13 protein-coding genes are annotated in these 14,897 nt (G+C 57.4%); 5 read left to right on the top strand and 8 right to left on the bottom strand.

Annotation, left to right across the window (positions count from 1 at the left end; translation table 11 throughout):
- Positions 1-61 precede the first annotated feature (61 nt).
- Positions 62-553, top strand: a complete 492-nt coding sequence (locus ACJ8MK_RS07785; protein ID WP_004932132.1) for a Dps family protein — start codon at positions 62-64, stop codon at positions 551-553.
- A 45-nt stretch (positions 554-598) separates the two neighbouring features.
- On the opposite strand, the gene ACJ8MK_RS07780 is transcribed toward ACJ8MK_RS07785, so the two are convergent.
- Positions 599-775 carry a YciY family protein gene (locus ACJ8MK_RS07780; RefSeq protein WP_025159792.1) on the bottom strand — a complete coding sequence of 59 codons (177 nt, stop codon included), beginning with the start codon at positions 773-775 and terminating at the stop codon, positions 599-601.
- 242 nt (positions 776-1,017) lie between these two features.
- Here ACJ8MK_RS07780 and cls point away from each other — a divergent pair, with 242 nt between their 5' ends.
- Positions 1,018-2,478, top strand: a complete 1,461-nt coding sequence (cls, locus tag ACJ8MK_RS07775) for a cardiolipin synthase (RefSeq protein ID WP_033634781.1) — start codon at positions 1,018-1,020, stop codon at positions 2,476-2,478.
- Positions 2,479-2,534: 56 nt separating this feature from the next.
- Complete coding sequence (locus ACJ8MK_RS07770; RefSeq protein WP_004932139.1) at positions 2,535-2,858, top strand: HI1450 family dsDNA-mimic protein; 324 nt, start codon at positions 2,535-2,537, stop codon at positions 2,856-2,858.
- Between the two features lie 73 nt (positions 2,859-2,931).
- On the opposite strand, the gene oppF is transcribed toward ACJ8MK_RS07770, so the two are convergent.
- From oppF to ACJ8MK_RS07740, 6 genes are all read right to left on the bottom strand, one after another.
- Positions 2,932-3,933, bottom strand: a complete 1,002-nt coding sequence (oppF, locus tag ACJ8MK_RS07765; protein WP_025303071.1) for a murein tripeptide/oligopeptide ABC transporter ATP binding protein OppF — start codon at positions 3,931-3,933, stop codon at positions 2,932-2,934.
- A complete protein-coding gene (locus tag ACJ8MK_RS07760) occupies positions 3,930-4,946 on the bottom strand; it encodes an ABC transporter ATP-binding protein (RefSeq protein ID WP_033634782.1) in 1,017 nt (338 codons plus the stop codon). The genes oppF and ACJ8MK_RS07760 overlap by 4 nt, the downstream gene beginning before the upstream one ends.
- Before the next feature lie 11 nt (positions 4,947-4,957).
- The gene (gene oppC / locus ACJ8MK_RS07755; RefSeq protein ID WP_033634783.1) at positions 4,958-5,866 is read right to left on the bottom strand and encodes an oligopeptide ABC transporter permease OppC; all 909 of its coding nucleotides are present in this window, start codon (positions 5,864-5,866) and stop codon (positions 4,958-4,960) included.
- A 14-nt stretch (positions 5,867-5,880) separates the two neighbouring features.
- Positions 5,881-6,801 (bottom strand): oligopeptide ABC transporter permease OppB, encoded by a 921-nt coding sequence (oppB, locus tag ACJ8MK_RS07750; protein ID WP_033654356.1) that lies wholly within the window; start codon positions 6,799-6,801, stop codon positions 5,881-5,883.
- Positions 6,802-6,884: 83 nt separating this feature from the next.
- Entirely contained in the window at positions 6,885-8,522 is a 1,638-nt protein-coding gene (oppA, locus tag ACJ8MK_RS07745) for an oligopeptide ABC transporter substrate-binding protein OppA (RefSeq protein WP_033647597.1), read from the bottom strand.
- 149 nt (positions 8,523-8,671) lie between these two features.
- Positions 8,672-10,309, bottom strand: a complete 1,638-nt coding sequence (locus ACJ8MK_RS07740; protein ID WP_033634786.1) for an ABC transporter substrate-binding protein — start codon at positions 10,307-10,309, stop codon at positions 8,672-8,674.
- Between the two features lie 332 nt (positions 10,310-10,641).
- Here ACJ8MK_RS07740 and ACJ8MK_RS07735 point away from each other — a divergent pair, with 332 nt between their 5' ends.
- The gene (locus ACJ8MK_RS07735) at positions 10,642-10,860 is read left to right on the top strand and encodes a hypothetical protein (RefSeq protein WP_133160015.1); all 219 of its coding nucleotides are present in this window, start codon (positions 10,642-10,644) and stop codon (positions 10,858-10,860) included.
- A gap of 145 nt (positions 10,861-11,005) precedes the next feature.
- On the opposite strand, the gene ACJ8MK_RS07730 is transcribed toward ACJ8MK_RS07735, so the two are convergent.
- Positions 11,006-11,650 (bottom strand): YchE family NAAT transporter, encoded by a 645-nt coding sequence (locus ACJ8MK_RS07730; RefSeq protein WP_015378089.1) that lies wholly within the window; start codon positions 11,648-11,650, stop codon positions 11,006-11,008.
- A 531-nt stretch (positions 11,651-12,181) separates the two neighbouring features.
- Here ACJ8MK_RS07730 and adhE point away from each other — a divergent pair.
- The gene (gene adhE / locus ACJ8MK_RS07725) at positions 12,182-14,854 is read left to right on the top strand and encodes a bifunctional acetaldehyde-CoA/alcohol dehydrogenase (RefSeq protein WP_038877249.1); all 2,673 of its coding nucleotides are present in this window, start codon (positions 12,182-12,184) and stop codon (positions 14,852-14,854) included.
- Positions 14,855-14,897 lie beyond the last annotated feature (43 nt).

Genomic DNA, 14,897 nt, shown 5'->3' with positions numbered 1-14,897 from the left:
GTATCCCCTATGGAAATTGATTCTGTCTACTATCGGAACAGATAATCAGGAGAAGATTATTATGGCAACGGCAAAGAAAGCAGCGAAAACCCATATCGGCCTCGACAGTAAACAATCGGCAAAACTCGCCGAAGCGCTGAACGCGCTGTTGGCGAACTATCAGGTGCTGTATATGAACGTGCGCGGCTATCATTGGAACATTACCGGCCCGCAGTTCTTTGAACTGCACGCGAAGTTCGAAGAGACATATAACGATCTGCTGACCAAGGTGGACGAGCTGGCGGAACGTATTCTGACGCTGGGCTCGCAGCCGCGTCACGCTTTCAGCGACTATCTGAAAACCGCCGACATCAAGGAACACACCAACGTGACCGATGATAAGGGCACGCTGCGCGGCCTGTTGGAAGGGTATTCAATCTTGCTGCAACAGCAGCGTGAACTGCTGACGGTGGCGGCGGACGCCGGCGACGAAGGCACCGCGTCGCTGATGAGCGATTACATCAAAGAGCAGGAAAAACAGGTCTGGATGCTCAACGCCTATCTGGGCAAATAACCCTGGCGCCATAACAAAACAGTCCCTTACGGGACTGTTTTCGTTTTACCACTCGCAGGATACCGCAAACAGCAGCGCGCGCCGATGCTGATCGTCCAGGCGGCGCCGCACCCGGATGATATGGCGATTGCTGCACGACTGGCGCTCCAGCCAACGATGCCGGCGGCGTTGGCTCTGCCGCAACATGCGCCAGCGGCCCACTTCATTTCTACTGCGTCTCATAATTCCGTCACTCGTTCGTCTAATGCCAACCGCGGGCATTATAGCCCTTTCCGCCCGTGATCCAAGCCGCCGTTATCGGCGGCACAGCGGACGCCGCGCGGGCAAAAGCCGCCCTTTCATTTTCAGCAAGTGCCTTAACTTCATCATATTTATGTAACATAAGCGCCGATAAAAGGTTTCGCCTTGCCCGATCTGTGCGTACACTCATCATTGGTGGTTTGCGAACGGGATTTTTCGCCTTTATGACAACATTTTATACCGTAATCAGTTGGCTCATGGTGTTCGGCTACTGGCTGCTGATCGCAGGCGTGACGATGCGCATTTTAATGAAACGCCGTGCGGTTCCCTCTGCCATGGCCTGGCTGCTGGTTATCTATATTCTGCCGCTGTTCGGCATCGTGGCCTATTTATCGTTCGGCGAGCTGCATCTGGGCAAGCGCCGGGCCGAGCGCGCCAAGGCCATGTGGCCGTCGACCGCGCGCTGGCTGAAGGAGCTGAAAGAGAGCCGCCGCATCTTCGCCACCGAATACAGCGAAGTCGCCGAACCGCTGTTCCAACTGTGCAACCGCCGCCAGGGCATTGACGGCGTCAAGGGCAACCAGCTGCAGCTGCTCACCACCACCGACGACACGCTGAAAGCGCTGATCCGCGACATCGAGCTGGCGCGCCACAACATCGAAATGGTGTTCTATATCTGGCAGCCCGGCGGCCTGGTCGATCAGGTGGCCGAATCGTTGATGGCCGCCGCGCGGCGCGGCGTACACTGCCGCCTGATGCTCGACTCCGCCGGCAGCCTGCAATTTTTCCGCAGCCCCTACCCGGCGATGATGCGCAATGCCGGCATCGAAGTGGTGGAAGCGCTGAAGGTCAACCTGCTGCGCGTGTTCCTGCGCCGCATGGATCTGCGTCAGCACCGCAAAGTGGTGCTGATCGACAACTACATCGCCTATACCGGCAGCATGAACATGGTCGACCCGCGCTACTTCAAGCAGGATGCGGGCGTCGGCCAGTGGATCGACCTGATGGCGCGCATGGAAGGCCCGGTGGCCACCACCATGGGCATCGTCTATGCCTGTGACTGGGAGATTGAAACCGGCAAGCGCATTCTGCCGCCGCCGCCGGACGTCAACATCATGCCGTTCGAACAGGAGAGCGGCCACACCATTCAGGTGATCGCCTCCGGCCCCGGCTTCCCCGAGGAGATGATCCACCAGGCGCTGCTGACCGCGGTCTATTCCGCGCGCGAGCAGCTGATCATGACCACGCCGTACTTCGTGCCGAGCGACGATCTGCTGCACGCCATCTGCACCGCCGCCCTGCGCGGCGTCGAGGTCAGCATCATCGTGCCGCGCGACAACGATTCGATGATGGTGCGCTGGGCCAGCCGCGCGTTCTTCTCCGAGCTGCTGGAGGCCGGCGTCAGGATCTATCAGTTCGAAGGCGGCCTGCTGCATACCAAGAGCGTGCTGGTGGACGGGCAACTCAGCCTGGTCGGCACCGTCAATCTGGATATGCGCAGCCTGTGGCTGAATTTCGAGATCACACTGGTGATCGATGATGACGGCTTCGGCAGCGATTTGGCCTGCGTGCAGGAAGATTACATCGCCCGTTCCAAACTGCTGAACGCCAAAGAGTGGCTGAAGCGGCCGTTCTGGCATCGCCTGGTCGAGCGCCTGTTCTACTTTTTCAGCCCGCTGCTGTAAAAGCCACGACGAGCGTGCTTTAATAGCGCCAAATCATTTGTTATCAGGATTTTTTTATGGATTTGAATAACCGCCTTACCGAAGACGAAACGCTGGAACAGGCCTACGACATCTTCCTCGAATTGGCCGGCGACAATCTGGATCCGGCGGATATTCTGCTGTTCAACCTGCAGTTTGAAGAGCGCGGCGGCGCCGAACTGTACGACCCCTCCGAAGACTGGAGCGAGCACGTGGATTACGATCTGAACCCGGACTTCTTCGCCGAGGTAGTGATCGGTCTCGCGGACAGCGACGGCGAGCCGATCAACGACGTGTTCGCCCGCGTGCTGATCTGCCGCGAGAAAGACCACAAGCTGTGCCACATTCTGTGGAAAGAGTGATTCGCCGATAGCATATCGGATAAAAAAAGCCCCGCTCATTCAGCGGGGCTTTTTGTTGCCGGCTAGCGGCGCATTACAGCGGATCGACCTTCAGGCACGAAACCGCATGGCGGAAACTGCCCTCCAGCAGCGGACGCGTCTTGGCGCACTCCGGCCCAGCGATCGGGCAGCGGGTGCGGAACACACAGCCGGTCGGCGGGTTGATCGGCGAAGGCAGCTCCCCTTCCAGCAACTGGATCTGCTTTTCCTTCTCCTTGTCCGGATCCGGGATCGGCACCGCCGACATCAGCGCTTTGGTGTAAGGGTGCTGCGGATTGTGGTACACCTCGTCATAGGTGCCCAGCTCCACCGCATGGCCCAGATACATCACCAGCACGCGATCCGAAATGTGCTTCACCACCGCCAAGTCGTGGGCGATAAAGATCAGTGACAGCCCCATCTCGCGCTGCAGCTGCTGCAGCAGGTTCACCACCTGCGCCTGAATCGACACGTCCAGCGCGGAGACCGGTTCGTCGCAGATCACCAGCTTCGGCTCGAGGATCAGCGCGCGCGCGATGCCGATACGCTGGCACTGGCCGCCGGAAAACTCGTGCGGGTAGCGGTTGATCAGGTTAGGCAGCAGGCCGACCTTCAGCATCATCGCCTTGACCTTGTCCTTCACTTCCTGACGCGGCATTTTCGGGTAGTAGGTGCGCAGCGGCTCGGCGATGATCTCGCCGATGGTCATGCGCGGGTTGAGCGAAGCCAGCGGATCCTGGAAAATCATCTGGATATCGCTGCGGGTTTTGCGCCAGTCGGCGTCGCTCATGCCCAGCAGATCTTTGCCCAGCCAGGCGACGCGCCCGCTGGTGGCCTTCACCAGGCCGATGATGGCGCGCGCGAAGGTGGATTTGCCGCAGCCGGACTCGCCGACCACGCCCAGGGTTTCCCCCTCGAACAGCCGCAGCGTGACGCCATCGACCGCTTTCAGGGTTTTCGGCGGCTGCCAGAACCACTGTTTGTCGTCATGAATGTCGAAGTGCACTTTCAAATCGGCCACTTCGAGCAGCACTTTCTTGTCGGTTACCGCTGTCATACCAACGCCTCCACCGGTTTAAAGCAGGCGCGCAGGCGCCCTTCCCCAAATTGCTCCAACGGCGGAGCGCTCGCACACTGCTCCATGGCGTACGGGCAGCGCGGTTGGAACGGGCAGCCTTTCGGCAACCGCAGCAGGTTCGGCGGGTTGCCGGGAATGGTCAGCAACGCTTCGCCTTCGGCGTCGAGGCGCGGCACCGCGTTCAACAGGCCGATGGAGTACGGATGGCTCGGCTGGTAGAACACCTCGCGCGCGCTGCCGTATTCCATGGTGCGGCCGGCGTACATCACCAGCACCTTGTTGCAGATGCCGGCCACCACGCCCAGGTCGTGGGTGATCATGATGATGGCGGTGTTGAATTCGCGCTTCAGTTCGTTGAGCAGCGTCATGATCTGCGCCTGGACGGTCACGTCCAGCGCGGTGGTCGGTTCGTCGGCGATCAGCAGCTTCGGCCGGCACAGCAGCGCCATGGCGATCATCACGCGCTGGCGCATGCCGCCGGAAAACTCGTGCGGATACATGCGCATGCGCTTGCGCGCTTCCGGCATTTTCACCGCGTCGAGCATGCGTACCGACTCTTCGAAGGCTTCGCTTTTGCTCATTTTCTTATGCAGCATCAGCACTTCCATCAGCTGTTCGCCAACGCGCATATAAGGGTTGAGCGAGGTCATCGGGTCCTGGAAGATCATCGAGATCTCTTCGGCCCGCAGCTTGTTGAGCTGATTTTCCGGCAGGTTGAGAATTTCACGGCCGTTGAATTTGGCCGAACCGCCGATGCGGCCATTGCTGGCCAGCAACCCCATCAGGGCGAACGCGGTCTGCGATTTGCCGGAACCGGATTCACCGACGATGCCCAGCGTTTCGCCGGCGCGCAGGTCGAAGTTCAGATCGTTCACCGCCGTCACGTCGCCGTCCGGGGTGGAGAACGTGACGCGCAGGTCTTTCACGTCCAGCAGCGGCGACGTTTTGACGCCGGCGCCGGTTTGCAGTTGAGGATGTTCAATGGTGCTCATGATTGCACTCCTTAACGATCTTTCGGGTCGAGGGCGTCACGCAGGCCATCGCCGATAAAGTTGAAACAGAACAGAGTGACAACCAGGAAACCCGCCGGGAACAGCAGCAACCACGGTGAAACTTCCATTGAGTTGGCGCCGTCGCTAAGCAATGCGCCCCAGCTGCTGAGCGGCTCCTGCGTGCCCAGCCCCAGGAAGCTGAGGAAGGATTCGAACAGGATCATGCTCGGCACCAGCAGCGAGGCATACACCACCACCACGCCGAGCACGTTCGGCACGATATGCCGCAGCACGATATTGCGCGTGGAGACGCCGCACACCAGCGCCGCTTCGATGAACTCCTTGCGCTTCAGGCCGAGGGTTTGGCCGCGCACGATACGCGCCATATCCAGCCACGACACCATGCCGATCGCCACGAAGATAAGCAGGATGTTCTGGCCGAAAAAGGTCACCAGCAGGATCACGAAGAACATGAACGGGAAGGAGTTAAGGATCTCCAGCAGGCGCATCATCACCGAGTCGACCTTGCCGCCCAGATAGCCGGACATCGCGCCGTACAGGGTGCCGACGATCACCGCCACCAGCGCCGCCGCCACGCCGACCATCAGCGAGATGCGCCCGCCGATCGCCACGCGCACCAGCAGATCGCGCCCGGAGGAGTCGGTGCCGAAATAGTGCCCCGATTCCACGCTTGGCGCGGCGGACATCATCGCCCAATCGGTATCGTCGTAGGCAAATTGCGACAGCATCGGCGCCAGCACCACAAACAGCGTGATCAACACCAGAATGAACAGGCTGCTGACCGCCGCGCGGTTGTGCATAAAGCGCCGGCGCGCGTCTTGCCACAGGCTGCGTCCTTCCACTTCCAGCTTCTCGCTGAAGTGTTCCAGAGCTTCGCTGTTCTTTTTAGTCAACATCATTCGCGTGCTCCAGATTAATAACGGATTTTCGGATCGATGACCGCATACAGCACATCGACGATCGCGTTGAACAGAATGGTCAGTGCGCCCACCAGAATGGTCAGGCTCAATACCAGGGAGTAGTCGCGGTTCAGCGCGCCGTTAACGAACAGCTGGCCGATCCCCGGCAGACCGTAGATGGTTTCGATCACCATCGAACCGGTGATGATGCCGACGAACGCCGGCCCCATGTAGGACAGCACCGGCAGCAGCGCCGGCTTCAGCGCGTGGCGGAAAATGATGCGACGCATCGGCAAGCCTTTGGCGCGCGCGGTGCGGATGAAGTTGGAGTGCAGCACTTCAATCATCGAGCCGCGCGTGATACGGGCGATGCTGGCGATATAGGCCAGCGACAGCGCCACCATCGGCAGGATGATGAATTTAGGCGCGCCGCCGTTCCAGCCACCGCCCGGCAGCCATTTCAGCGTGATGGCGAAGATCAGCACCAACAGCGGCGCCACCACGAAACTGGGTATCACCACCCCGGTCATGGCGAACCCCATCACCGTGTAGTCCCATTTGGTGTTCTGATTCAGCGCGGCAATCACGCCTGCGCTCACCCCCAGCACCACCGCCAGCAGAAACGCGGCCAGGCCGAGTTTGGCGGACACCGGGAAAGAGCCGGCGACCAGATCGTTGACCGAATAGTCCTTGTATTTAAAGGACGGGCCGAAGTCTCCCTGCGCAAGCTGCGCCAGATAATGACCGTACTGTTTCCAGATCGGGTCGTTCAAATGATATTTGGCTTCGATGTTCGCCATAACTTCCGGCGGCAATGCGCGTTCCCCGGTAAATGGACTGCCGGGCGCCAGGCGCATCATGAAGAATGAGATGGTGATAAGGATAAATAGTGTCGGGATCGCTTCCAGCAAGCGACGAAGTATAAATTTAAGCATTGCCCTAACCCTGTGCGACAGCCTGATGACGGCTTATTATTCTCAACATGGGCCGGCGGCCTGCGCCGCCGGCTCTTACCGTATCAATGCTTGATGATGTACAGGTTTTTGTCGTACACGTTATCAAGCGGGTCTTTGCCGGTGTAGCCACCGACGTAAGGTTTCACCAAACGGGCGTTCACGTAGTAATACAGCGGAACGATGGCGGAATCCTTATCCAGCTGAACTTCCGCTTTCTGATACAGATCGGCGCGCTCGTCTTTGGTCTTCGCGGTCAGCACGTTGGCCATCAGCTTGTCGAACTCGGCGCTCTTGTAGTGCGGGGTGTTACTGCTGCTGTCGGACAACATCATGTTCAGGAACGAACTCGGTTCGTTGTAGTCGGCGCACCAGCCGGCGCGCGCCACGTCATAGGTGCCCTGATGGCGGGTATCCAGGAAGGTTTTCCACTCCTGGTTCACCAGCTTCACGTCCACGCCCAGGTTTTTCTTCCAGATGGAGGCGGCGGCGATCGCCAGCTTCTTGTGCAGGTCTGAAGTGTTGTACAGCAGGGAGAAGGTCAGCGGTTTGCCCGGGCCGTAGCCGGCTTCCGCCAGCAGTTTCTTCGCCGCTTCGTTGCGTTTTTCCTGCGTCCAGCCGAACCACTCCGGCGGGGTCAGCTTGGCGCCGTCGGTGTATGGCGGCGTAAAGCTGTAGGCCGGCAGATCGCCCTGGTTTTTCACCTTGTTGACGATGATGTCGCGATCCATGCCCAGCTTCAGCGCTTCACGCACGCGCGCATCGGTGAACGGCGCCTTCTGGTTGTTGATTTCGTAGTAATAGGTGCACAGGTAAGGATCGACATGCACCTCTTTCGGGATCTCTTTTTTCAGCTTCTGGAACAGTTCGATCGGCATGTTGTTGTAGGTCATGTCGATTTCGCCGGTGCGGTAGCGGTTAACGTCGGTCACTTCCGACGAAATAGGCAGGAACGTCACTTTATTGATGATGGTTTTGGCGTTATCCCAATATTCCGGGTTGCGTTCCAGTACGATGCGTTCGTTGACAATCCAGTCTTTCAGTTTGTAGGCGCCGTTGCTGACGTAGTTGGCCGGCAGCGTCCACTTCTCGCCAAACTTCTCCACCGCGTCTTTGTAAACCGGCTTCATGGCGTAGTGCGGGGTCATTTCAACCAGATAAGGCACCGACTCGCTCAGGGTCACCTGGAAGGTGTGGTCGTCGATGGCCTTCACGCCCAGCGTCGACTTGTCTTTTTTACCGGCGATGATGTCATCGACGTTTTCCACATGGGCGTACTGCAGGTAGCTGGCGTAAGGCGACGCGGTTTTCGGATCCACCACGCGCTGCCAGCTGTAGACGAAATCTTGCGCCGTTACCGGCTTGCCGTTGGACCATTTGGCGTCTTTACGCAGGTGGAAGGTCCAGACTTTGAAATCCTTGTTATCCCAGCTTTCCGCGACGCCCGGCACGATGGAACCGTCCGGGCTGTTGTTCGCCAGGCCTTCCATCAGATCGCGGGTGACGTTGTTTTCCGGCACGCCCTCGATTTTGTGCGGATCCAGCGACTGCACTTCGGAACCGTTGTTTTTGACGATTTCTTGCTTGTCGGCCAGCTGCACGCCTGCAGGAACGTCGGCGGCAAAGGCGGAGGTGGTTGCTGTGATGCCCAGCGCGGCGATGACGCCGGCGGCAATGAGCGTTTTCTTCGTGATGTTGGTCATACTTATCGACTCCAGTTTTTTATTATCACAGGCTCTTCGTGGAACCTGCGTTGCCCGTAAGCGGACTCTGTTTTCCCGCCGCCGCGGAACGAATGCGACGGCCGGCCTTCCCTATATTCCTCCGCGAACTAGCGCCAGGAATACCCCTTTTACTGCTTGATAATGTACAGATTTTTAACGTCGGTATAGTCCAGCGGATCTTTGCCGGTGAACCCGCCCACCGTCGGCTTGATCAACCGCGCGCTGACGCGGTAATAAACCGGGACCAACGCGGAGTCTTTGTCCAGCTGCGCTTCCGCCTGCTGATAGAGCGCGGCGCGCGCGGCCTCATCCGGCGCCTTCAGCGTGGCGGCCATGATGGCGTCGAACGCCGGGCTCTTATAGAACACGGTATTGATGCTGCTGTTGGACAGCACCAGGTTCAGGAACGCGCTGGGCTCGTTGTAATCCCCGCACCAGGTGGCGCGCGCCACGTCGTATTGCCCCTGATGGCGGCTCTCCAGCGACGTTTTCCATTCCTGGTTGCGCAGCGTGACCTCGGCGCCCAGGTTCTTCTTCCACATCGACGCAGCGGCGATCGCCTGCTGTTTGTTTTGATCGGAGGTGTTGTACAGCAGCGAGAATTTCAGCGGCTTGGCGTCGCTGTAGCCCGCTTCCGCCAGCAGTTTCCTGGCTTCAGCGTTGCGCTGTTCCTGGCTCCAGCCGGCCCACGCGGGCGGCGTGAAGTTAGCGCCTTCCGTGAAGGTCGGCGTGAAGCTGTAGGCCGGGATCTGCCCCTGGCCCATGATCTTGTTGGCGATGATGTCGCGATCCAGCGTCATCTTCACCGCCGTACGCACGCGCGCATCGGTGAACGGCGCCTGCTTGTTATTGAGCTCGTAATAGAAGGTGCACAGATAAGGGTTAACGTGCAGCTGTTCAGGCATTTCGCGCTTCATCTTGACGTACAGGTATGGCGGAATGGCGCTGTTGGTGATATCGATCTCGCCGCTGCGGAAGCGGTTAACGTCGCTGACTTCCGAGGTAATCGGCAGGAAGGTCGCCTGATTGATCACCGTCTGCTTGTTGTTCCAGTAGCTCGGGCTGCGCTCCAGCACGATGCGCTCGTTCACCACCCACTCTTTCAGGCGGTAAGCGCCGTTACCGACGTAGTTGGCGGGCAGCGTCCATTTATCGCCGAATTTTTCCACCACCGCCCGCTTGACCGGTTTGAGCGACGTGTGGCTCAGCATGCTGATGAAATACGGCACCGGCTCGCTCAGCGTCACCTGCAGCGTTTGATCGTCCAGCGCCTTGACGCCGAGGGTCTGCGGGCTCTTCTTACCGGTCAGGATGTCGTCAATATTCTCGACTTTGGTGTATTGCAGGTAGCTGGCATAGGGCGAGGCGATTTTCGGATCGGCCAGACGCTGCCAGCTGTAGACGAAATCTTGCGCGGTCACCGGGCTGCCGTCGCTCCACACCGCGCCGGGACGCAGGTGGAAAGTCCACTGCTGATAATTCTGGTTTTCCCAGCTCGCCGCCGCCGCCGGCACCACATGCCCGTTGGCGTCGGTGCTCACCAGCCCTTCCAGCAGATTAAGAATGATATTGCTTTCCGGTACGCCCTCGACCTTATGCGGATCCAATGAAGCCACTTCGCTACCGTTGTTGATCACAATATTCTGCTGCTGCGCCAACTGAACGCCGGCCGGCACCTGCGCCGCCCAACCGCTATTTACGGCGCCGACGCTCAGCGCGCCGCTAATCAACAAGGTCAAAGAAGTACGCTTCAGGGTTTGCTGCATAATCGAGGCTCCTTTTCACCGACAAGCATCGCTTATCGAAGTTTGTGAAGTGTTTATAAGAATTCTAAATAAACGGATACCAGCAAAAATCATTCCCGTTTTTATGGCGCATTTCAGTTAATTGACCACGGGAAAGTTGCTCGGAAATTAGCAGAAGCCAAATTCCATAGCCAATAAATTTTACGAAAATGTTAAGCAATTCTCTTTTATCGCACGAAGACCGATCCGTCCCCTGCGTTCGAGGCCAAGAAAAACCAATGTCATTGATATGATTTTAAAGGCAAAAAAACCGAATTCATTTCAATTGAAACCGTCAGCACGATCTCACCGCCGTGAAAAGAAACATTCAGTTAACAATCCAATCATTCAAAGAACAAACACCTGTCTACGGGCGGTTAATCACTAATAACACCTGGATGAAAGTGAGACAAGCCCCACAGAATGATGTGACTAATTTAACAACAGCTTTACCGTTGAACGGGGGCAAAATGCGCGAAAAGGGGGGAGGAAAAGTGTTTGAAATAACGCTCAGCGTTTTTTTTGAGCAGTAACATGAGATTTATGCAACATAAGAGTGCAACGGCATAATTTTTATTCACTCTGTGCACTATAATAATGCGAACCAATAAATAATTTAAACTTTAAAATTAATTTTAGCCGCGCCGACGCGAAAGGTACGCGGCTAAACAAAGGGTATTACAACAGGCCGGGGAATATCGCCTTAATGCCGGTAACGATAAACTCGATGCCGAGCGCCATCAGCAGCAGACCCATGATACGGGTGATCACGTTGATGCCGGTCTGCCCCAGCAAACGCACCAACAGCGGCGCGGCGCGGAACAACAGCCAGCAACAAAAGGCGAACAAGGCGATCGCCACCGTAAAGCCGAGCAGGCTTTGCCAGTTGTGATAACGGGAACTCCACACGATGGTGGAACTGATCGCCCCCGGCCCCGCCATCAGCGGCAGCGCTAGCGGCACCACGCCGATGCTTTCGCGGATCGCGCTCTCCGATTTCTCCTGTTTGTTTTGCTTGTCTTCCCCCAGCTTGCCGCTGATCATCGACATGGCGATGGTCACCACCAGAATACCGCCGGCGATGCGGAACGAATCGATAGAGATGCCGAACATCCGCAGGATCCCTTCGCCCAGGAACAGCGACGTCCACAAAATGATGGCGACCGACAGGTTGGCGGTCAGGTTGGTTTTATTGCGCCCCGCTTCCGCCTGGTAGCTGGTCATGCTGATAAACACCGGCAAAATGCCCACCGGGTTGACCAGCGCAAACAGACCGACAAAGAACTTGATAAAGCCGGAAAGATCCAACAGAGATTGGCCCACAGATGCTCCGCATTAATCGCTATAAAAAAGGTGTGCTGCCTATGCGCGCTAATGTAATGGAATTGGCGCGGGTAATCCATCCGGCCCAAGCAGCATTTTTGACTGTCAGCAAGTTATGCAACGAAACAAATGCCCTTTGTTAAAGTGATGTATGGCCTTTTGATTTTTTATGTTGAAAAAAGAGTCATCGCTCACAGTTATCAAGAATGATTCCCAACACCGGCAAGCTGAAAGGTGTCAGCTTGCACTTTTCATGATTTAGATCACAAATCGACTACCCAACAGTAGGTAAGCTCTTAGTCGTAGTCAGGGAGTAGAACAAAGTCGGCGGCAACCCAGCCGGTTCCCTTCTCCTCACTGCCTGCCCCTCCGGTTGGCGTAGGGTGAAGCTCTTTAAGCAAATCAGCAGCATGCGAAGAAATAACGCGGGAAAGCCCCGGTATTCAAATCACCGTTTATTCCCGTTATGACTATACTAGTGGCTCGCACGGCTTATTTACTGAAAGAGTTTAACATTATCAGGAGAGCATTATGGCTGTAACGAATGTCGCTGAACTGAACGAGCTTGTCGCACGTGTCAAAAAAGCCCAGCGCGAATATGCCAACTTCACTCAAGAGCAAGTGGATAAAATTTTCCGCGCTGCCGCCCTCGCCGCTGCTGATGCCCGTATCCCGTTGGCCAAAATGGCCGTGGAAGAATCCGGAATGGGTATCGTCGAAGACAAAGTGATCAAAAACCACTTCGCTTCCGAGTACATCTACAACGCCTATAAAGATGAAAAAACCTGTGGCATCCTGTCTGAAGATGACACCTTCGGTACCATCACCATCGCCGAGCCTATCGGCCTGATTTGCGGTATCGTCCCTACCACCAACCCAACTTCTACCGCGATCTTCAAAGCGCTGATCAGCCTGAAAACCCGTAACGGCATCATCTTCTCGCCGCACCCGCGTGCGAAAAATGCCACCAACAAAGCCGCCGATATCGTGCTGCAAGCCGCTATCGCCGCCGGCGCGCCGAAAGACATCATCGGTTGGATCGACCAACCGACCGTCGAACTGTCCAACCAGCTGATGCACCACCCGGACATCAACCTGATCCTGGCCACCGGTGGCCCGGGCATGGTGAAAGCCGCCTACAGCTCCGGCAAACCGGCCATCGGCGTCGGCGCCGGTAATACGCCGGTGGTGGTAGACGAAACCGCAGACATCAAGCGCGTGGTCGCGTCTATCCTGATGTCCAAAACCTTCGACAGCGGCGTTATCTGCGCTTCCGAACAGTCGGTCATCGTCGTCGACTCTATTTATGATGCGGTACGCGAACGCTTCGCTTCCCACGGCGGCTATCTGCTGCAGGGTAAAGAACTGAAAGCGGTGCAGGACATCATCCTGAAAAACGGCGGTCTGAACGCGGCCATCGTCGGGCAATCCGCACCGAAAATCGCCGAGATGGCAGGCATCAAAGTGCCGGCCAACACCAAAGTGCTGATCGGCGAAGTGAAGCTGGTCGACGAGTCCGAACCTTTCGCCCATGAAAAACTGTCGCCGACGCTGGCGATGTACCGGGCCAAAGACTTCGAAGACGCCGTCGCCAAAGCCGAAAAACTGGTCGCCATGGGCGGTATCGGCCACACTTCCTGCCTGTACACCGACCAGGATAACCAAACGGCTCGCATCGCCTACTTCGGCGATAAAATGAAAACGGCTCGCATCCTGATCAACACCCCGGCTTCTCAGGGCGGTATCGGCGACCTGTATAACTTCAAACTCGCGCCTTCGCTGACGCTGGGTTGCGGCTCCTGGGGTGGTAACTCCATCTCTGAAAACGTCGGACCTAAACACCTGATCAACAAGAAAACTGTAGCGAAGCGAGCAGAAAACATGTTGTGGCATAAACTTCCGAAATCGATCTACTTCCGCCGTGGCTCGCTGCCTATCGCGCTGGAAGAAGTGGCGACCGACGGGGCAAAACGCGCCTTCATCGTGACCGACCGTTTCCTGTTCAACAACGGCTATGCCGACCAGATCACCAAGGTTCTGAAGTCTCACGGCATCGAAACCGAAGTGTTCTTCGAAGTGGAAGCCGACCCGACGCTGAGCATCGTGCGTAAAGGCGCCGAGCAGATGAACTCCTTCAAACCGGACGTCATCATCGCGCTGGGCGGCGGTTCGCCGATGGACGCTGCGAAAATCATGTGGGTGCTGTACGAACATCCTGAAACCCACTTCGAGGATCTGGCGCTGCGCTTCATGGACATCCGCAAGCGTATCTACAAGTTCCCGAAAATGGGCGTGAAAGCGAAGATGATCGCTATCACCACCACCTCAGGCACCGGTTCGGAAGTCACACCATTCGCCGTCGTGACCGACGACACCACCGGGCAGAAATACCCGCTGGCCGACTATGCGCTGACCCCGGACATGGCGATTGTCGACGCCAACCTGGTGATGAACATGCCGAAATCCCTGTGTGCCTTCGGCGGTCTGGATGCGGTCACCCACGCGCTGGAAGCCTACGTCTCGGTGCTGGCGAACGAATACTCCGACGGCCAGGCGCTGCAGGCGCTGAAACTGTTGAAAGAGTATCTGCCGGCCAGCTATAAAGAAGGCGCGAAAAACCCGGTTGCTCGTGAACGCGTGCACAACGCCGCCACCATCGCCGGTATCGCTTTCGCCAACGCCTTCCTTGGGGTTTGTCACTCCATGGCGCACAAGCTGGGTTCGGAGTTCCACATTCCGCACGGCCTGGCCAACGCGATGCTGATTTCCAACGTTATTCGCTACAATGCGAACGACAACCCGACCAAGCAGACGGCCTTCAGCCAGTACGACCGCCCTCAGGCGCGCCGCCGCTACGCTGAAATCGCCGACCACCTCGGCCTGAGCGCTCCGGGCGACCGCACCGCGCAGAAGATTGAGAAACTGCTGGCCTGGCTGGACGAGCTGAAAACCGAGTTGGGCATCCCAACCTCCATCCGCGAAGCGGGTGTGCAGGAGGCGGACTTCCTGGCGAAAGTCGACAAGCTGTCGGAAGACGCGTTCGACGACCAATGCACCGGCGCCAACCCGCGCTATCCGCTGATTGCCGAACTGAAGCAAATCATGCTGGATACCTTCTACGGCCGCGAATTCAGCGAAGCGGTAGAAGAGGAAGCTGCCGCTCCTGCTGCCGCCAAAACCGCGGTAAAGAAGCCCAAGAAATAACGGTTCCGTGAACCGATAAAAAAACCCGCCACACGGCGGGTTT

Source organism: Serratia sp. CY38905 (genome assembly GCF_052168875.1).
Taxonomy (GTDB): Bacteria; Pseudomonadota; Gammaproteobacteria; order Enterobacterales; family Enterobacteriaceae; genus Serratia; species Serratia sarumanii.
Note: the sequence above shows the minus strand (reverse complement) of the source record. Positions and strands in the feature narration are given on the sequence as shown.

Bases quoted from the DNA above. Each gene is read 5' to 3' on its own strand.
- ACJ8MK_RS07785 (WP_004932132.1), top strand. From the start codon at position 62: ATGGCAACGGCAAAGAAAGCAGCGAAAACCCATATCGGCCTCGACAGT.
- ACJ8MK_RS07780 (WP_025159792.1), bottom strand. From the start codon at position 775: ATGAGACGCAGTAGAAATGAAGTGGGCCGCTGGCGCATGTTGCGGCAG.
- cls (WP_033634781.1), top strand. From the start codon at position 1,018: ATGACAACATTTTATACCGTAATCAGTTGGCTCATGGTGTTCGGCTAC.
- ACJ8MK_RS07770 (WP_004932139.1), top strand. From the start codon at position 2,535: ATGGATTTGAATAACCGCCTTACCGAAGACGAAACGCTGGAACAGGCC.
- oppF (WP_025303071.1), bottom strand. From the start codon at position 3,933: ATGACAGCGGTAACCGACAAGAAAGTGCTGCTCGAAGTGGCCGATTTG.
- ACJ8MK_RS07760 (WP_033634782.1), bottom strand. From the start codon at position 4,946: ATGAGCACCATTGAACATCCTCAACTGCAAACCGGCGCCGGCGTCAAA.
- oppC (WP_033634783.1), bottom strand. From the start codon at position 5,866: ATGATGTTGACTAAAAAGAACAGCGAAGCTCTGGAACACTTCAGCGAG.
- oppB (WP_033654356.1), bottom strand. From the start codon at position 6,801: ATGCTTAAATTTATACTTCGTCGCTTGCTGGAAGCGATCCCGACACTA.
- oppA (WP_033647597.1), bottom strand. From the start codon at position 8,522: ATGACCAACATCACGAAGAAAACGCTCATTGCCGCCGGCGTCATCGCC.
- ACJ8MK_RS07740 (WP_033634786.1), bottom strand. From the start codon at position 10,309: ATGCAGCAAACCCTGAAGCGTACTTCTTTGACCTTGTTGATTAGCGGC.
- adhE (WP_038877249.1), top strand. From the start codon at position 12,182: ATGGCTGTAACGAATGTCGCTGAACTGAACGAGCTTGTCGCACGTGTC.